11 protein-coding genes are annotated in these 16,338 nt (G+C 50.0%); 2 read left to right on the top strand and 9 right to left on the bottom strand.

Features of this window, described 5'->3' with window-relative positions:
- Positions 1 to 40: 40 nt before the first annotated feature.
- Complete coding sequence (locus SD425_RS06135; RefSeq protein ID WP_324676499.1) at positions 41 to 1,381, top strand: DUF58 domain-containing protein; 1,341 nt, start codon at positions 41 to 43, stop codon at positions 1,379 to 1,381.
- 49 nt (positions 1,382 to 1,430) lie between these two features.
- On the top strand, positions 1,431 to 3,494 hold the full coding sequence (locus SD425_RS06130; RefSeq protein WP_324676497.1) for a beta-N-acetylhexosaminidase: 2,064 nt from the start codon (positions 1,431 to 1,433) through the stop codon (positions 3,492 to 3,494).
- A 98-nt stretch (positions 3,495 to 3,592) separates the two neighbouring features.
- Here SD425_RS06130 and gmd read toward each other — a convergent pair whose 3' ends face one another.
- The 9 genes from gmd to SD425_RS06085 all read right to left on the bottom strand — a co-directional run bounded on the left by gmd (position 3,593) and on the right by SD425_RS06085 (position 16,325).
- Positions 3,593 to 4,702 carry a GDP-mannose 4,6-dehydratase gene (gene gmd, locus SD425_RS06125; RefSeq protein WP_324676494.1) on the bottom strand — a complete coding sequence of 370 codons (1,110 nt, stop codon included), beginning with the start codon at positions 4,700 to 4,702 and terminating at the stop codon, positions 3,593 to 3,595.
- Positions 4,703 to 4,830: 128 nt separating this feature from the next.
- The gene (locus tag SD425_RS06120) at positions 4,831 to 5,772 is read right to left on the bottom strand and encodes a GDP-L-fucose synthase (RefSeq protein WP_324676492.1); all 942 of its coding nucleotides are present in this window, start codon (positions 5,770 to 5,772) and stop codon (positions 4,831 to 4,833) included.
- A 234-nt stretch (positions 5,773 to 6,006) separates the two neighbouring features.
- Complete coding sequence (locus tag SD425_RS06115; RefSeq protein ID WP_324676490.1) at positions 6,007 to 9,297, bottom strand: hypothetical protein; 3,291 nt, start codon at positions 9,295 to 9,297, stop codon at positions 6,007 to 6,009.
- Positions 9,298 to 9,751: 454 nt separating this feature from the next.
- Positions 9,752 to 12,106 carry a HAMP domain-containing sensor histidine kinase gene (locus tag SD425_RS06110; protein ID WP_324679496.1) on the bottom strand — a complete coding sequence of 785 codons (2,355 nt, stop codon included), beginning with the start codon at positions 12,104 to 12,106 and terminating at the stop codon, positions 9,752 to 9,754.
- A 1,533-nt stretch (positions 12,107 to 13,639) separates the two neighbouring features.
- A complete protein-coding gene (locus SD425_RS06105; protein WP_324676488.1) occupies positions 13,640 to 13,885 on the bottom strand; it encodes a hypothetical protein in 246 nt (81 codons plus the stop codon).
- Between the two features lie 45 nt (positions 13,886 to 13,930).
- Positions 13,931 to 14,488 (bottom strand): DUF420 domain-containing protein, encoded by a 558-nt coding sequence (locus SD425_RS06100; RefSeq protein WP_324676486.1) that lies wholly within the window; start codon positions 14,486 to 14,488, stop codon positions 13,931 to 13,933.
- Positions 14,460 to 15,113: an SCO family protein gene (locus SD425_RS06095; protein ID WP_324676484.1), complete on the bottom strand. Its 654-nt coding sequence runs from the start codon at positions 15,111 to 15,113 to the stop codon at positions 14,460 to 14,462. Before SD425_RS06095 ends, SD425_RS06100 begins: the two co-directional genes overlap by 29 nt.
- Before the next feature lie 27 nt (positions 15,114 to 15,140).
- Entirely contained in the window at positions 15,141 to 15,482 is a 342-nt protein-coding gene (locus SD425_RS06090; RefSeq protein ID WP_324676482.1) for a cytochrome C oxidase subunit IV family protein, read from the bottom strand.
- Between the two features lie 69 nt (positions 15,483 to 15,551).
- Entirely contained in the window at positions 15,552 to 16,325 is a 774-nt protein-coding gene (locus SD425_RS06085; RefSeq protein WP_086593127.1) for a cytochrome c oxidase subunit 3, read from the bottom strand.
- Positions 16,326 to 16,338 lie beyond the last annotated feature (13 nt).

Genomic DNA, 16,338 nt, shown 5'->3' with positions numbered 1-16,338 from the left:
TTATCTGATTGAACAGGGCAAATGGTAACTGCTACTTGACATGTTTCTCACCCCACGCTTCTTTCTAGCTTTAGCGGTTGTAGTAATTGGGCTGGTAGTGGCTTTTTTCTTGCCGGTGCTGCTTGCGCCCTTCCAAATAGCGTTAACGCTGCTAGCAGTACTTACGCTGCTAGATGTGCTGCTACTCTACACGCCAGGCCAAAACGGAGCAGGGCACGTCTTTGGGCGCCGCGTGTTAGGCGATAAGCTCGCTAATGGGAGCGAAAACGACATTGCTATTTACCTGGAGAACCACTACCGTTTTCCCGTCAGCACGCAAACTATCGACGAGATACCCGTGCAGTTCCAGCGCCGCGACGTGTTGTTTCGGGCTGCTTTGCCAGCAGGCGACACGGCCATTATCCGCTACCAGCTACGGCCCACGAAGCGCGGCGAGTACCAATTCGGTGCCGTCAATGTATTTGTAGCCTCTCCCATCGGGTTGGTGCGCCGTCGTTTTCGCTACGACCAAGATCAGGTGGTGCCCGTGTATCCGTCGTTTTTGCAGATGCGCCAATACGAGTTGCTGGCCATCAGCAACCGCCTGACGGAAGTGGGGGTGAAACGAATCCGCCGCGTGGGTCACAGCATGGAGTTTGAGCAAATTCGGCCTTACGTAGCCGGCGACGACCCGCGCACCATCAACTGGAAAGCTTCTGCCCGCCGCGCCAGTGCCAGCTCTGATACCTTAGTTGTCAACCACTTTCAGGATGAGCGTGCCCAGCAGGTATATTGCCTCATCGACAAGGGTCGGGTGATGCGCATGCCCTTTGCTGGCCTCAGTCTGCTAGATTATGCCATTAACGCTACGCTAGTCGTCAGCAACATCGCACTCATCAAGCACGATAAAGCAGGTCTTGTTACATTTTCAAACCAGCTCAGCGCCATCGTGCCCGCCGACCGTCGCAGTGGGCACATGCTCAAGCTGCTGGAAGTGCTTTATCGGCAGCGTACCAAATATCTGGAAACCGATTTTGAGCTGCTTTACACAAATATCAAAGCTAAAATCCGCCAGCGCAGCTTGCTGATCCTATTTACCAATTTCGAAACACTGAGTGGCTTGCAACGGCAACTGCCCTACCTACGGCGGTTGGCCAAGGACCACTTACTGCTGGTTGTGTTTTTTGAGAATACAGAGCTAGATGCTTATCTGAACTCTCCCGCCGACACGACCGAGGACGTTTACAACCAAACTATTGCCGAGAAATTCTCTCAGGAAAAACGGCAGATTGTGCGGGAGCTAAAGCGCTACGGCATCCATGCTCTACTCACCGCACCAGAAAACCTCACGATCAACACGATCAACAAATACCTAGAGTTCAAGTCGCGGGGATTGATTTAGGCTATTAAATGGTTTTGATACCTTCGGCTTTCCAACCTGAGGTTTCTACATGCTTGTTTCTCTTCGCGCAGCGCGCCTACTGCTCTGTAGCTGCTTTCTCCTTTGTTCATTCATTGCGCGGGCACAACCTACTGATACTCGCCAGCTCATGCCGGTGCCAGCGCAGCTTACGTGGGGTGCTGGTCGCTTTGCGCTCAAAGGAAAGCTAGGTATCCGTTTTGAGACTGACACCGATCCGGCGGTGCGAGCGGCAGCTAACCGGTTCGCTACCCGGCTCAACAAGAAAACTGGTTTCGCGCAGCCTAAACCTGCCTTGACTATCCGCTATGGTCGCGTTGGCGGGGTAAAACTCGGGGAAGACGAGTCGTATAGCTTACGCGTTACGCCAGTAGGTATTGCGCTTACTTCTGCTACCAGCCTAGGTGCGCTACGGGGGCTCGCTACGCTGGAGCAACTGTTAACCCAGGAAAAGAAGAGCTACTATTTTCCTGAAGTTGATATTACCGACCAACCTCGCTTTGCTTGGCGTGGTCTTTTAATAGATGCTGCGCGCCATTTCATGCCGGTTGCGGTGATGAAGCGCAACCTCGATGCGATGGCAGCGGTGAAGCTCAACGTGCTGCATTGGCACCTGTCCGACGACCAAGGCTTCCGGGTTGAAAGCAAGCTATTACCTAAGCTTCAACAAGTCGCTGCCTCCGGACAATACTACACCCAAGCACAAGTGCACGACGTGGTTCGCTATGCGGCAGCTCGTGGTATTCGAGTGGTGCCAGAATTTGACCTACCGGGTCACACGACAGCACTTATTTCAGCCTACCCAGTGCTAGCCAGCAATGACTCCGTTTATGCCCCGGCTCAGCGTTGGGGGGTGCTCAACATTGCCATCGACCCAACCAAGGAAAGCACCTATCAACTGCTCGACACATTGCTCACAGAGATGATGAGCCTTTTCCCCGACGCTTACTTTCACATTGGAGGGGATGAAAACAACGGGCAGCAGTGGCGACGCAACCCGCGCATTGCGGAGTACATGCGCGCCAACAACATGATGAAGGAGAATGGCAAGTTTGATACTCACGCATTGCAAACAGCCTTTATGCGCCGTATGCTGCCTATCGTTACCAAAGGCGGCAAGATCATGGTTGGCTGGGACGAAATTTTGGCGCCTGATCTACCAGCCGAAATTGTCATTCAAAGTTGGCGCGGCCGCAAAGCCCTGTATGAAGCCGTAAAAGCTGGCCACCCCGCCCTTCTCTCCAATGGCTACTACATCGATCTAAATTATAGCGCTGGGTCTCATTACTTGAACGATCCACTCCTGGCCGACAACGGCTTGACGCCGGAGCAACAACAGCGTGTATTGGGCGGCGAAACCGCCATGTGGGCCGAATTTGCAGACTCTACTATCCTCGATAGCCGCATCTGGCCCCGCGCGGCTGCCATTGCTGAGCGCTTCTGGTCTCTTAGCACCGTACGCGACGTACCTGATATGTACCGCCGGCTTGCTATTGCATCGCGCCAGCTTGACGGCTTAGGTTTGCAGCATCGACGGGTGCCGGAGCAGCTTCTACTCCGCCTCGCAGGTAAGCAATACGTAGCACCGCTAGGCGTTTTGGCTGGTGTTATAGAGCCGGTGAAGGAGTATAAGCGCCACCGTCAGGGCTTTACCTACACCACCCAAACTCCCCTGAACCGGCTCGTAGATGCTGCTCTACCCGAAGCGGAAGCTGCCCGCCAGTTTGGAGTTGATATCAGTGCTTTGCTTCAGTCAATGGCAACCGCCACAAACAGCAAGCTTCCAAAGGATGCCCAGACGCTCACGACGTTCAATGCGCTACGCACTACGCTCTCAACTTGGCAGAAAAATGACGCGCTCTTACAACCGCTACTGACCACTGAACCCTCGCTGCGGGAATATGCACCCCTGTCGGTGCAACTTGCCACGCTAGCGGGCCTCGGCCTAGAGCGCTTACGCTTGCTGGAGAAGGGCGAGAAACCTACTCCCGCTTGGCAAGCTGCTGCCGTGCGGCAGCTTGAAGCAGCCAAGGCCCCTGCCGGGCAAGCGGAGCTAGCTATAGTCGAGAGCATGCGGAAGCTAGCAACACTCTAACTAAGTTTACCGCTGACTCACTTGCCAAACCCAAATCAGTATAAACAAAAAGGCCGAGCTTTATGAGCTCGGCCTTTTTGTTTACCAATAAGGTGCAACTACTCTTTGTAGCTATACACTTTGTGACCGCCCTTCAGCAGGTACTTGTCGCGCTTGAACAGGCTTACGTCGGCGCTTACCATTTCGCTTACCAAGGCAGCGAGGTCATACTTAGGCTCCCAGCCTAGCTTCTCTTTGCACTTGGTAGGATCACCGATGAGCAGTTCTACTTCCGTAGGACGGAAATAAGCGGGGTTTACTTTCACTACTACCTGGCCGATCGGCAGCTGATACTCTGGGTCGTTGCAAGCGGTAACGGTACCAATTTCGTTAACACCTTCGCCGGTGAACGTTACTTCTACGCCTACTTCAGCAAATGCCAGACGCACAAACTCACGAACCGTTGTGGTTACGCCAGTAGCAATAACGAAGTCCTCCGGCTCGTCTTGCTGCAGAATGCGCCACATGGCTTCTACGTAGTCTTTGGCGTGGCCCCAGTCACGGCGAGCATCCAGGTTACCTAGCTCGATGCACTCTTCCAGCTCGGTTACGATCTGAGCTACACCGCGGGTGATCTTACGCGTTACGAACGTCTCACCGCGCATCGGCGACTCGTGGTTGAACAGGATACCGTTTACGGCGTACATGCCGTAAGCCTCGCGGTAGTTTACCGTAATCCAGTAGCCGTAGAGTTTGGCAACTGCATAGGGCGAGCGAGGATAGAAAGGCGTTCTTTCTGACTGTGGCACTTCTTGTACCAAGCCGTAGAGCTCCGACGTAGAAGCCTGGTAAACACGCGTTTTCTTGGTTAGGTCCAGGATACGAATGGCCTCTAGAATGCGCAGCGTACCGATGCCGTCAACGTTGGCTACGTACTCAGGCTCGTCGAACGACACCTTCACGTGCGACATGGCACCTAGGTTGTAGATTTCGTCGGGCTGAATCTCCTGAATCAGGCGAATCATGTTGGTGGTATCCGACAAGTCACCGAAATGCAGCTTGAACTTAGCGCCGGCTGAGTTGCCTTCGTAAAGGTGGTCAACGCGGTCGGTGTTGAATAGGGAGGTGCGACGTTTTACCCCGTGCACTTCATAGCCTTTGCTGAGCAGCAGCTCTGCTAGATAGGACCCATCTTGTCCTGTGATACCTGTGATTAGAGCGACCTTCATGAGGAAAGTTGTTTGACTTGGATGATTATATTTTAGTGCTGTTACTAAGCAAGCGGCGCCTACTTAGTTAGCAATTCGTCGGAGTATGGTGGTTGGAAACCACAAACAATGTAGGAAATAACCAGCTATTACTGAGCAACTTCAGGCGCTGTGGCTAAAAACTCAGCGTAGGCTTTGCGTACGCCTTCTTCGAGCTTGGTGCTATATGACCAACCTAGGCTGGTCAGTTTGCTTACATCCATGAGCTTGCGAGGCGTGCCGTCTGGGTACTCTGCGTTGAAACGTAGCTCTCCTTCGTAGCCCACAATAGACTTAACAAGTTGAGCTAGCTCCGCAATGGTCACGTCTTCGCCCGTACCCACGTTGACAAAGCCAGACTCGTTGAAGTTTTGCAGTAAGAAGTAGCAAGCATCTGCTAGGTCATCGGCGTACAGAAATTCGCGGCGTGGCGTGCCCGTGCCCCAAACTTCAACGGCAGGAGTGCCATTGATCTTGGCTTCGTGAAACTTCCGGAGCAAAGCAGGCAGCACGTGGGAGCCTTTTAGGTCATAGTTATCATTGGGGCCATACAAATTGGTAGGCATGGCCGAGATGAAGTTAGCACCGTACTGACTACGATAAGCGTCGCACATCTTGATGCCGGCAATTTTGGCAACAGCATATGGCTCATTGGTTTCCTCCAACAAGCCCGTCAGCAGCGAATCTTCTTGTAGCGGCTGAGGAGCTAGCTTCGGGTAAATGCAAGAGGAACCTAAGAACAAAAGTTTCTCTACACCGTGCACATGGCTCTGATGAATCACGTTGCTTTCGATCATCAAATTGTCGTAGATGAAGTCCGCCCGGTATGTATTGTTTGCTAGGATACCCCCTACTTTAGCGGCAGCTAACACAACATAAACGGGCTTCTCTTCCGCAAAGAAAGCTGCTACTGCGGCTTGATCACGCAAGTCGAGCTCCGAGGAGCTGCGCAGGATAAAATTCTTGTGACCAGCCTTTTGCATCCGCCGCAAGATGGCCGAGCCAACCATACCGCGATGGCCAGCGATGTATACTGGAGCTTCAAGATTCATAGTAGAAAGTGTTTAGTAAGCAGGCCCTACAGACTATCTCCGAGCACACGCACATGAGCAAATGTAAATCGTTTGTTTGACATATACCATTTAAACTTTACTCAGATCAAGTATTAAGATTACAAGGTTAAGGTATAAAGCCGTTAAAAGCAAGAATATATATAATAATATACTTTTGACAGTTCAGGCCTAATACGCAAGCAAAGCATTTTGGATACGTCTACTTTACTTTATTTAAAATAAAACTGAAACCTGCATCCGTCCGGTATGCACAACGGCTGCTCCGTTAGCTTTACGACCATCATACGCTACCGAGACATTTAGCCCATTGCTTAGCCGCTGCTCCAAGTTTAGATTCCACGTCATGTTGTTGCCGGGGCGGAGGGCATTCAGAATTTCTAAGCCTACTAGAGAGGCTTGGTCACCGCGAAAGCCCACGCGCACGTAGCGTGTGGTCGCCGAAATCGTCCGTTTGCTCACTTGGCTCACCCTCGTTTCAATACCTAGCTCATCGAAAGTGCCTTGGGTCTCTTGGTCGCTTTCAAATGTATTCTGCTTGGAAGTGCGCAAGTACGTTCCTGTGAAGCGTAGCGTAGACGTGGGCTGATAGCTGATTTCGGGCTGTACTTCGTAGATCAACAGCCGAAAATTACGAGCTGACTGGAAGCTGGTTGATGAGTAATCAGCTCTATTCCCACGCACACTGCGGGTAGTTGTAAGACGCCCCGTGAACGATTGCGCTAGCGTGCGGCGTACCAACATACTCTGACTAGCTAGGTTGCGCACCTCATTGCCATTCGTTAGCAAAGTCTTTTGCTGGTTCTGCTGCAGCGTAAATTCAGCTCCAAAAATTGGATTAGAGCGGTTGAAGTACAGGGTATTACGGATGAGCTTATTCAGCGAAAGCAGCAACGTGTCATCTGTTTGTAGAGCAAAAGGGTTCAGCCGCGAAGCTAGGTCTTGGTCGATAGTACGGCGGTCGAGCGTCACGCTGGTGATGGTCGAAAAGCGTGCCCCGAAACCACGTAAGCCTGGTTGATCGCGCCAACCCCGGGGGGCACTACTCGTGAGCCGATAGCTGAAACGATTTGTGAAGGCCACGATATAATTGTCAGTCGGCAAGTATACTTTAATATAAGTGCGGTACTGCGCGTCTGTTGTTTGCGCCTCAAAGAACTCGTCTTTCTGCTGCTGCTTATCACCGTTCGTATCCTGCCAATAATGCGTGCCTTGGCCAGCTGGCACCGGCAAAAAAGAATAATCACGCTTCAACTCGCGGCCAGTAGCGACACTGTAGCTAAGTTCGGAGCGCAGTACATTATTAAAGAAATTCGCGTTCCAGTCCAGCTTGCTGAGCACCGTCCGCTGGCGGGCACTGTCACGGGCAGCTAGGTCGCGGTAGGTAAAGAGCAAGTTCACATCTTGGTTGCGCCCCAGGCGACTTGCGAACGTTCCTTGCCAGGTTTGGGCTCGGCCCCGCAGGTATAAGGACGTTTGCTCCGTATTGGGGGCTTGGTCGCGCCGGTATGTATAGTCAAGCCGAAACCGGGTCTTGGCGCTGTCACGGCTTTGAATGAACAGGGCATGTTCATCAAAATAATTAGCAGAAGTAAGCGAATCACCGCCTGGCAGCGCTACCCGATTTTTATCGAAACGATATGCATAGCCCGGCACTATAGGCCCGCCTACGTAACGTCCGGAGGCTTCTCCCCGCGCCCAGGTCGAACGCCGGTTCCCTGCCTGCGAATTAAGCACGAATAATGTTCCGCGCAGCTGTGCATTACCGAACTGTTGGGCAGCATCGAGCCAATGCTGAATACCGCTTACCTCCCCTGCACGATAACGCCGACTGAGGCGGTACGAAAACGTATTAGTAGGGTCTTTTACGATTCCGGCCGAGAAGTTAAAGATGTTGTCCTCGCGCGGCGGTCGATTAGAGCCATTGCCTTGTACGGTGCTGGTTGTGCTCCAATTGCGGTCAAACTCAATATCCCGATACCGGTCGATGGGAGCAAACTGCCGGCTGGTGTACTCGTAGTCTAGGGTGCTACGAAACTTATATTGCTTCAGGATGGGCAGATGCAGCTTTCGGTCTTGCACGGCATATCCAACCCGAAAAGCGCGTCCAGGCGTTGAAGCAGCCGAAAACCGGTTCCGGTCTATTTCCGAAGAAGCTAGGTCAACAAATACGCTGGCTGTCGAATCAAGCTGATAGGTGGTGCCCACGCTCACCATCTGCTTCAGCAGCGGAGTAGGAATTAGTCGTACGGCTTGGTAGTTACCCTGTGCTACGCTACCAACAGGCTCCACATACTCGAACACGCGGCCGTTAGCTCCCGCGTTTTGCGTACTGAGGCGGTAGTCCCCCTGCCCTTGTCCTACTTCCGTGAAGCGAACATTATAAACTGCCTGTAAAGAGTCTTTCGCGAAGACGTACACAGGCACACGTTTTCCGGCTACCAATCGAGATTCACGATGATACTGCACCTGCTGCCGATTGAAGATGACGGCGGTCACACTAGTATCGGCCGCTTGGCTAACCTGGTCGCCAGCATTGCGCAGCAACTGTTTCTCGTCAGGAGTTAAAGTCAGGTTAGGCGAGTTGTCGGGGTTGTCAGCCTCGCGGTAATAGTTTGCGTGCACACTCAACCGACCTAGCTGCTGATAATGGTTCAAATGAACGAGTGAGCGAGAGTAGTTGAAATCAGAGTACTCAAAATCTACTTTGAGGCGTGAGTTGCGCGTAATCAGGTGCTTTGGCGTAAACGTTATTTCTGCCTGATTGTAGTCAATTGTGTAATCAAAGTCGAACCCACGCGTCATTAGTTGCCCGTCGAGGTATACCCGCTCAGAGTTGGCCAGCACCACAATAAATTGCTCCCCATTAGGGCCGCGCAAACGGTAGGGTCCTTGCACGTTTTCGATAGGGGTTAGGTCAATCGACGCAAACTTGCCTTTGGCCACGCCTCCAGCCACAGTGGTAGTGCTACGTCGCCCTGGGCCTTGCGTGAAATTCGTTTCGATGGCTGCACCTTGTACGTTCTTGTAGAAGCGCAGAAAGTAGTCGGGCTTGTTGCGCAGCACAACATCGCCAGCTGTCAGATTCCAGCGTGGGTGCGTCAAGGTAACGTAGATGCGGTCAAACTCCTGGAGCTGTTGCGTATTGCCTTCCGGCTGAAATGGGACATTCTGGTCAGAAATAGCCGCCGTTAAGCTGATCTGATCCGTAAGCTTCCCCTCCAGCTGCAGATTCAGAGAAGAATTCACAAACACGTTTTGGGCATTTCCAAACGAAATGCCCCGCGACAGATTGCCAGATTTATTGATACCAGGCGTACTCAGAATCTGCTCTTTCACCGCAAAATCTTCGTAGCTGACAAACCGCCTCGGGAAACCTAAGGTATCAATCAGGCTGCGTGGCCGGCGGTAATGCGAGGCAGTAAGACGCATGGGCAACACCCGGTAACTAACCAATACCGAATCAGCCCTGAGTTTAGGAGCCAAACTGTCAATTGGCGTCGCCATAGAGCTAGCTTCTCGCGTAAGGAGGTACTTCTCTGTCCGCGCATCATAGCGCAGCGTACGACCAGCTACAGAGACAGAAGACGGCACTATGGTCAGAGTATCGGTTAACGAAAACGTGACAGTATCTCGCCCCTCAGGCACCTCTATCCAACGACTTCGCCGTGACGAAAGCCCTGGTAGCTGCTGTGCCATAGTTCCGCTAGCTAGCAACAATAGCAGCAACAAACAGCACCCTATCGGAAAAATGCGCCGCGTAGAAGCTGTCATCAAATGCTGCAGAAATAGATGTTGACGAAGTTGCTAGTAAACGTTGCCACGCTCGGCTTATTTCCTCAGCGTAACACGTTTCTAGAGGCTGGTGTAGTACAAAGCTAGGTTTAACAGCTTGTTCTCACCACAAGACATATTTTATCGCTAACCCACTATATACCACCTAATTGTCTTCTCACAATTATTATTCCGGGGCTAGGGGCAGCTCAATATAAAACAGCGTACCAACTCCCTCCTGCGTCTCAAACCAGATGCTTCCTCCCGCACTTTCAATACCTCGCCGAGCTACCGCCAAGCCAATACCTGAGCCTGAAACTTTCGTTGTAAAATTCGGCACAAATACTTTATCCCGTACCGCCTCTGGGATGCCCATACCGTTGTCTTTGATACAGATCTTCACACGGCTAGCTTCTACCCGCTCCAAGCTCGCCTCAATAACTGGCTTGCGGCCCGCAGGTACTGCTTGCAGGGCGTTGATAAGCAGGTTGTTGAAGGTACGTACTAACAGGTTCTCATCAGCGAAAACCACGTAGCGTCCTTCATCAGCATCGGCTGGCAACCGTAGCTGGATGCCACCTGTACCTGCACCGCCTTGGTGCAAGCCTACGCAACGTCGCAAAATAGGCGCTACATCCAACCGCTCGGGCCGCATGGCTGGCAGGTTAGTGAACGTTGAAAATGAAGTTGCAATGTCGCTGAGCACATCCACTTGCGTAATGAGCGTCTGTGAAATCTTACTAATCAGCTCCTCCGTATTCGGTCTCCGCTCCGCTATGGCTTTTTGCAGGAACTGCAAAGAAAGCTTCATTGGCGTAAGCGGATTCTTGATTTCATGCGCGACCTGGCGGGCCATCTCACGCCAAGCAGCTTCTTTCTCTTGCGTTGCTAGCTCTTGTTTGCTGTCTTCCAACTTCAACAGCATCTGGTTGTATTCGCGAACTAGCAGGCCAATCTCATCTGATGCTTCGTAGGCGAGCATTTCATTCTGCCCTGTCAGAGTCGTTTGCTTCAGCTTCTCCGTGAGTAGTTTGAGCGGCTCAGTCAGTAAACGAGAGGCTAAGAAGGTGAGCACTAGGAACAAGATAAACATCACAGTGAAGATGTTTAGAATGGTGCTAATCAGCTCTATGAGCTTGTTATCCAGATCTTTTTCCGAATCAAAGAAAGGAATACCGACATAGCCAATTACGGTACCAGGGTGACCTGCTTGGGCAGTAGCGCGTAGAGGCAGATATAAGGAGTTGAACGACAAGGAACCTGCTCGTTCTGTTAGCAATACCCGCGGCTGGCCTTGTTCTGCTAGGGCCGCTATTGCCTGTGGGTTCATCAGCTGACTCAGTACGCCAGATTCAAAAATTAACGGCTGGCTGCTGACTTGTAACTGCCCGTGGGCATCGTATAGGTTGAGGTCAGTTTCTGTGAGGTTCGAAACGTTATCCGCTAGCTCGATCAACGCGGTACGACTAGCAGAATCAGCGAGTAATGCTCGATTCTTCAAGAGGTTCTCTTGCACCGTCTTGCCGCGCCGTTCATACGTGCGGCGTAAATCTCGCTTGTAAGAATTGGTGACTTGGCTGGCCGTGGCAATACTTACAATCAGCAAGGGTACGACAATACCTAGGTTCAGGAACAGCTGAATTTTGGTGCTGAAATTGGCGCGAAACACATCGATGTAGCGCCCTTCTACAACCATGTAAAAGCCGGTGCAGAACAGGAAAAAGAATGAATGCAGGAGAAACAGAAAGGAAAAATTCGCCAACCAATCACCAAAGGAGTAAGTGGCTGTCGTAACTACTACCGTTCGATCCTGCGGGCCACGTACTGCTAGATGGTGAAAACCACGTATAGAGAGTCCGGGGTCATACAAGCGAGGATTCCGTAGTTGCTGAAGGTCAAGATGGTTGGTATAGTCGAAATCTCCCTCGTTGTACACCAAATGGCCGTTTTCATAACCGGCATAGCTCAAGTCAGGACCTAGGCCTGGCTGAAAGAACTTTTGATCTACTAGTAACTCGGGTACTACACTATAAGCTGTTAGCTTTTTCAAAGACAGTTCTAACAGGATAGTACTGGTAGCTCCAGCTGGTGTTCGTACAGGTACGAACGCCACATACCTTCTGGTGCTGAATGAATTAGCCCCACGTATCAAATACAAGTTTTCTTGGTCAGTACTATCAGCAGCGCGTAGTAACCGTTTCCGAAGCTGCGCAAGGGTAACTGTATTTTCCTCTCCTCTAATTGGTCGACCAGCGGCATCAAACAGCGTAACTATAATCTCGTACTTGTCGAAGTAGTCACGCAGGTAGTACTTGACAATTCGTTGACGCACCAACTCCGGATTCGTGAAGATGCTGGCCATCATAGAACTGATCAGCGGATCTGTAGCAATTTCGCGTGTACGTTGCCCTAGCAGATACTCCCCTAGTAAGTCATTGTCGACAAGCAAGTTACCTGCTATTTTCTTCTTACTTGATACGAGTTGGTGGTCGAAACGCTCGTATAGGGCCAATGAGCCCACAATAGAGCTAACACTGAGCATCAAAAAAGTAAAAAGATAGATCTGGTATGGCACTATCGTTCCTACTCGCTTTAAGCCGGTGAACCGTACTACCCAGAAGAACACCAACGTAAGCCCTATCAGAATAAAATGAACTTTGGATAGCACTAACCCGAGTGGCAAAAAGCATAGCGCACAAACCGCCAATAGAAACAGACCCAGCATTCGAGTGATTGGCCGGACTGCCGCCAAGAATACTTGGGATAATAGATAAAAGCCTATGAGATAACCAGTAGTATGCAGTACAATAGCTAAACACAGCAACAGCTTGAAGCCAGACACCTGAATGTTTTGCGTGACATCCAATACCAGTTGTGAGTTGTTGAAGCTATTAGCGTAAAAATCAAACAACAACTCTAGCAAGCCGAAGAATAACAGGACGGCGCAAGACGCTACCGTAATTCGTGATGCAGTTTTGTTGATGCGCTGAATCCGAGAGGCTAAGCCGTAATGTCGAAAAAGGAAAAATGCGTAGTAAGCTACCAGCAAAAAAAGCAGCGCGTTGATTAACAAGTCTCCTAGTGAGGGGGACAACCAAGAAGCTGCATATACCTTCGGGTCGAAGATGCGGACTTCAATGAAGGAGAAGGGCAGCCCAAAATAAAGCAAAGCAGCTCTAAATGCAGCCAATGGTAACACTACCGTTACAGCACCCAACAATGTTCGTCCCTGAATGAACTGCTGTTGGGAGAGCCGCACCCAACCATTCAAGTACAAGCCGAACCCAAGCAGAAGCAAAGCTAATGGTAGGTACTTGCCTGTAACTGGATTAGGCTGTAAGCTTTCTAAGGAGAATAAGTAAGCGCCTGTGGAAGAATACAAGCGTGGCAAATTCCTCTTGCTGGTGTTAGAGACTAGTTGAACGTTTAGCCCACGAAACAGCGCCCGCTCGGCACCTTCACGTAAGTACCGGTTACTGATACCGTAGTGCCGCTCCAAAGGCACGTAGGTCAGGATAGTGTACGCACCTACGACCCGACGCAAGGCTAGAAAATGGCCAAACCTAGTATCGATTAGCTTCTCACGAAAGTTCTGATTAGCAATTTCGGGCTCAGGCTTAGTAGTATGGTCTGACCAATACAACAACCGCTCGCCACGGAATACAAAACAGTGGTACGTTGTACGACCGACAAACCAGCTAAAATCCAGCTTCCCTTTTTGCAAGTGGTCAGCTACCTCATTAGCATCACGGTCAGCAGTAAGTTCAGCTTCTGTGACTAATGTCTGAAGCCGGGCAGCATCTGTGCGAAGTAACACACCCGTTCCTTGCCCGTAATGATTGCTTAAATACGCTCCTAGGAAACAGAACGCCGCAACTAATAACAACACTAAGGGAGAAGAGCGTGAGTATATCAACCGAGCTAAAATAAGTTAATGATAGAGGCAACGTTGCTTGTTACAAAACGAGCAACAACAAAAATGCCGCCATTTGGCGGCATTTCCTAGTGCTCATGTTGGAAGCAGTTGTTAGACTGATAACCGAGACAAGTATATAGAAAAGCTTAAGTATACCAATTACTTACGCTGATGCGAATACCTGTACCAGAAGAAACCAACAGCCCCAACTAATAAATATGGAATAGTCATCAGGTACAAAATCCCTGTATTAAGACCAGAGAAATCCTGAGCATCTTTTTCCGTGCGCGCCGACTCTACTTGGCTGCTACACAAAGAACATTGCGCGTAAGTTGTGATTGGCATTAGGCTCAACAAAGAACCTAGCAGCATTACTACTAATCCAGCAAAGAATGACTTTTTCATGTGGTTTTCAGCTTCTAAGTAGTGTCTTTTGATTACGTGCTTCACCTAGGTGTAGTACGGAGAAATCATGAAATAAACGATGACCCCTGTAACGGATACATATAACCATACAGGAAAGGTCCAACGAGCAATTTTGCGATGCTTGCCGAATTGTTGCGTCAACGCAAAATATAGAGTAAACAACACCAAGCCCACTGTCACGACAGCCAATGAAATATGCGTGAGCAGCAGAAAAAAGTAGATGTACCGCACTGCTCCTACCCCTCCAAAATGCGTGGAAGCTACTTGCGAGTGGTAGATAACATAAGAGACCAAAAATAGCGCGCCTAATAAGAAAGCACTGCTCATCATCAATCGATGCTGCACTACCTGCTTATTCCGGATGAAGTAATATCCAACTATGAGACAAATAGCCGTCAGTGAATTGAGTAGAGCATTCAATGCTGGTAAGAACTTTACCTGCGCACCTGGTATGCGAAAAGTTTCGGGGAAATAGTAGAGAACAGCTACCAGAAGTGGCACAATAGCCGCTAATGCACCTAAGATGATCTTGTATTTCGTGTAGCTGCCTGGTTCAATGGCGGGCTGTGTCGTCGTGGTCATAGGTATACAATAAGACGCCTATTTCAGTGATAAGACGATCTACTTCCTTCTGTTTCGTGCCATCGTAGATTCCTCGTATCCGCTTATCACGATCCACTAGAAACAACTGCTGGCTATGTTCTAAACCAGGAGCTACACCAGTTGGTTCGGGCAGACGGTAATCCTGCGTAATTAGCTTATATACTTGTGGTTTGTCGCCCGTGAGAAAAAACCATTTCCCGGCAATTGCTCCGTAACGCTCAGCATAATTGGCTAATGCTGCTACCGAATCATGTTCAGCATCGACACTGTAGGAAACGAGCTTTACTCTTGGTTCGCGCCGGAACTGCTCTTGCACTCGCGTTAACTGACTGCTTATTTGTGGGCATGCTCCTACACAAGTGGTATAGAAGAAACTAGCCACATATACATTACCCGTTAAGTCCTTCTGGCTAACGACCCTGCCAGATTGTGAGACAAGATGAAAATCACCTAATTGGTGATAAACAGTATCGCGCTGCCACTTTCCCTTTACCAGTATTGAGTCAACATGGTTAGGAAGATAAGTTGGCAGCGCGTAACGGTTTGTCCCAAACGTAGCTAGGAATAAAAAACCTAGTACTGGCACTAATAAGAGGAGGCCCAAAAATAGAGTTTGCTTGGGCCTCATTCTTTATTTAAAAGCGTTGAAGACAGATTCCCCAATAGAAGATCCTTCTGATACCAAAGCGACCAGTAGCCACACCAACAATGCCATTGGAACCAGGATAGTCCAGATTAGTGCTTTGGTCTCATGCTTCAAGTGCATGAACTCTGCCACGATGAAGAAGGCTTTTAGAATGGTCATCACGATGAAGATGCTGTTACGGAATGTTCCAGCTGGCATTGTGAAAGCCAAAAGGAACTCAACAGCGGTAATACCTACTAGGATAAAGAAGGTTTTCCAGATCCAGCCAGTATTAGGCTTAGGAATCTCGCCAACTTGAACCGGACTATTTGCTGCGTGGTGAGCCATGAAATTCTAAGTTTACAATGTTCAATCTTGAGCGTTAGCTCAACTGAGTTGTTCTGCTTGAAGAACCCTTTAAACCAAGTAGAAGAAGGTAAATACGAATACCCAAACGAGGTCTACAAAGTGCCAGTACAAGCCAATCTTTTCAACCATTTCGTAGTGCCCACGCTTTTCAAATGTACCGTTAGTGGTCGCAATGAAAGACCACGTTAGCAAGCACAAACCGCTGAACACGTGTGTACCGTGGAAACCAGTAATGAAGAAAAACAGGTCACCGAACAAGGGCGGACCATATTGGTTCATAGCTAGGTTCGCACCATGGAAAATGGAACCATCAGCCATTTTAGTCCCAGCCTCAGTACCTTCAATAAAGTGAGACCATTCCAGTGCTTGGCAGCTTACGAAGGTAGCGCCAAACAAAATAGTCCATAACAGCCACTTCTGAACATCAGCCTTATCCATTCGCTGGCCAGCTTCCACAGCTAATACCATGGTTACTGAGCTGAAGATGAGAATCATCGTCATCAAAGCCACGAAGGCCAACGGCAGATCTACACCATGAAAGCCTGGAAAAGCGTTAAATACTTTTTCCGGAATGGGCCAATAAGCTGTAGAGAAAACGAATTCTTTCGCGTTACCGACATAAGCTAGGTGCCGGTGGCGTATCAAACCATAAGCGGTCAGGAAAGCTGCGAACGTGAAAGCATCGGACAGCAGAAAGAACCACATCATCAGCTTGCCATAGCTTGCTTTGAATGGTTCGTTGCCCCCATCCCAAGTACCGGTACGCGGCTTTTCAAGAGTGGCGGACGGAGATAGAGTCTGCGTCGAGGAAGTGGTAGACATAGCGTGCGGGTAA

The organism is Hymenobacter sp. GOD-10R (assembly GCF_035609205.1).
Classification (GTDB): Bacteria; Bacteroidota; Bacteroidia; order Cytophagales; family Hymenobacteraceae; genus Hymenobacter.
This window is presented reverse-complemented; position numbering and strand designations above follow the sequence as displayed.

Excerpts from the sequence above, each read along its gene's own strand:
- SD425_RS06135 (WP_324676499.1), top strand. The coding sequence starts at position 41 with ATGTTTCTCACCCCACGCTTCTTTCTAGCTTTAGCGGTTGTAGTAATT.
- SD425_RS06130 (WP_324676497.1), top strand. The coding sequence starts at position 1,431 with ATGCTTGTTTCTCTTCGCGCAGCGCGCCTACTGCTCTGTAGCTGCTTT.
- gmd (WP_324676494.1), bottom strand. The coding sequence starts at position 4,702 with ATGAAGGTCGCTCTAATCACAGGTATCACAGGACAAGATGGGTCCTAT.
- SD425_RS06120 (WP_324676492.1), bottom strand. The coding sequence starts at position 5,772 with ATGAATCTTGAAGCTCCAGTATACATCGCTGGCCATCGCGGTATGGTT.
- SD425_RS06115 (WP_324676490.1), bottom strand. The coding sequence starts at position 9,297 with ATGGCGACGCCAATTGACAGTTTGGCTCCTAAACTCAGGGCTGATTCG.
- SD425_RS06110 (WP_324679496.1), bottom strand. The coding sequence starts at position 12,106 with ATGCTCAGTGTTAGCTCTATTGTGGGCTCATTGGCCCTATACGAGCGT.
- SD425_RS06105 (WP_324676488.1), bottom strand. The coding sequence starts at position 13,885 with ATGAAAAAGTCATTCTTTGCTGGATTAGTAGTAATGCTGCTAGGTTCT.
- SD425_RS06100 (WP_324676486.1), bottom strand. The coding sequence starts at position 14,488 with ATGACCACGACGACACAGCCCGCCATTGAACCAGGCAGCTACACGAAA.
- SD425_RS06090 (WP_324676482.1), bottom strand. The coding sequence starts at position 15,482 with ATGGCTCACCACGCAGCAAATAGTCCGGTTCAAGTTGGCGAGATTCCT.
- SD425_RS06085 (WP_086593127.1), bottom strand. The coding sequence starts at position 16,325 with ATGTCTACCACTTCCTCGACGCAGACTCTATCTCCGTCCGCCACTCTT.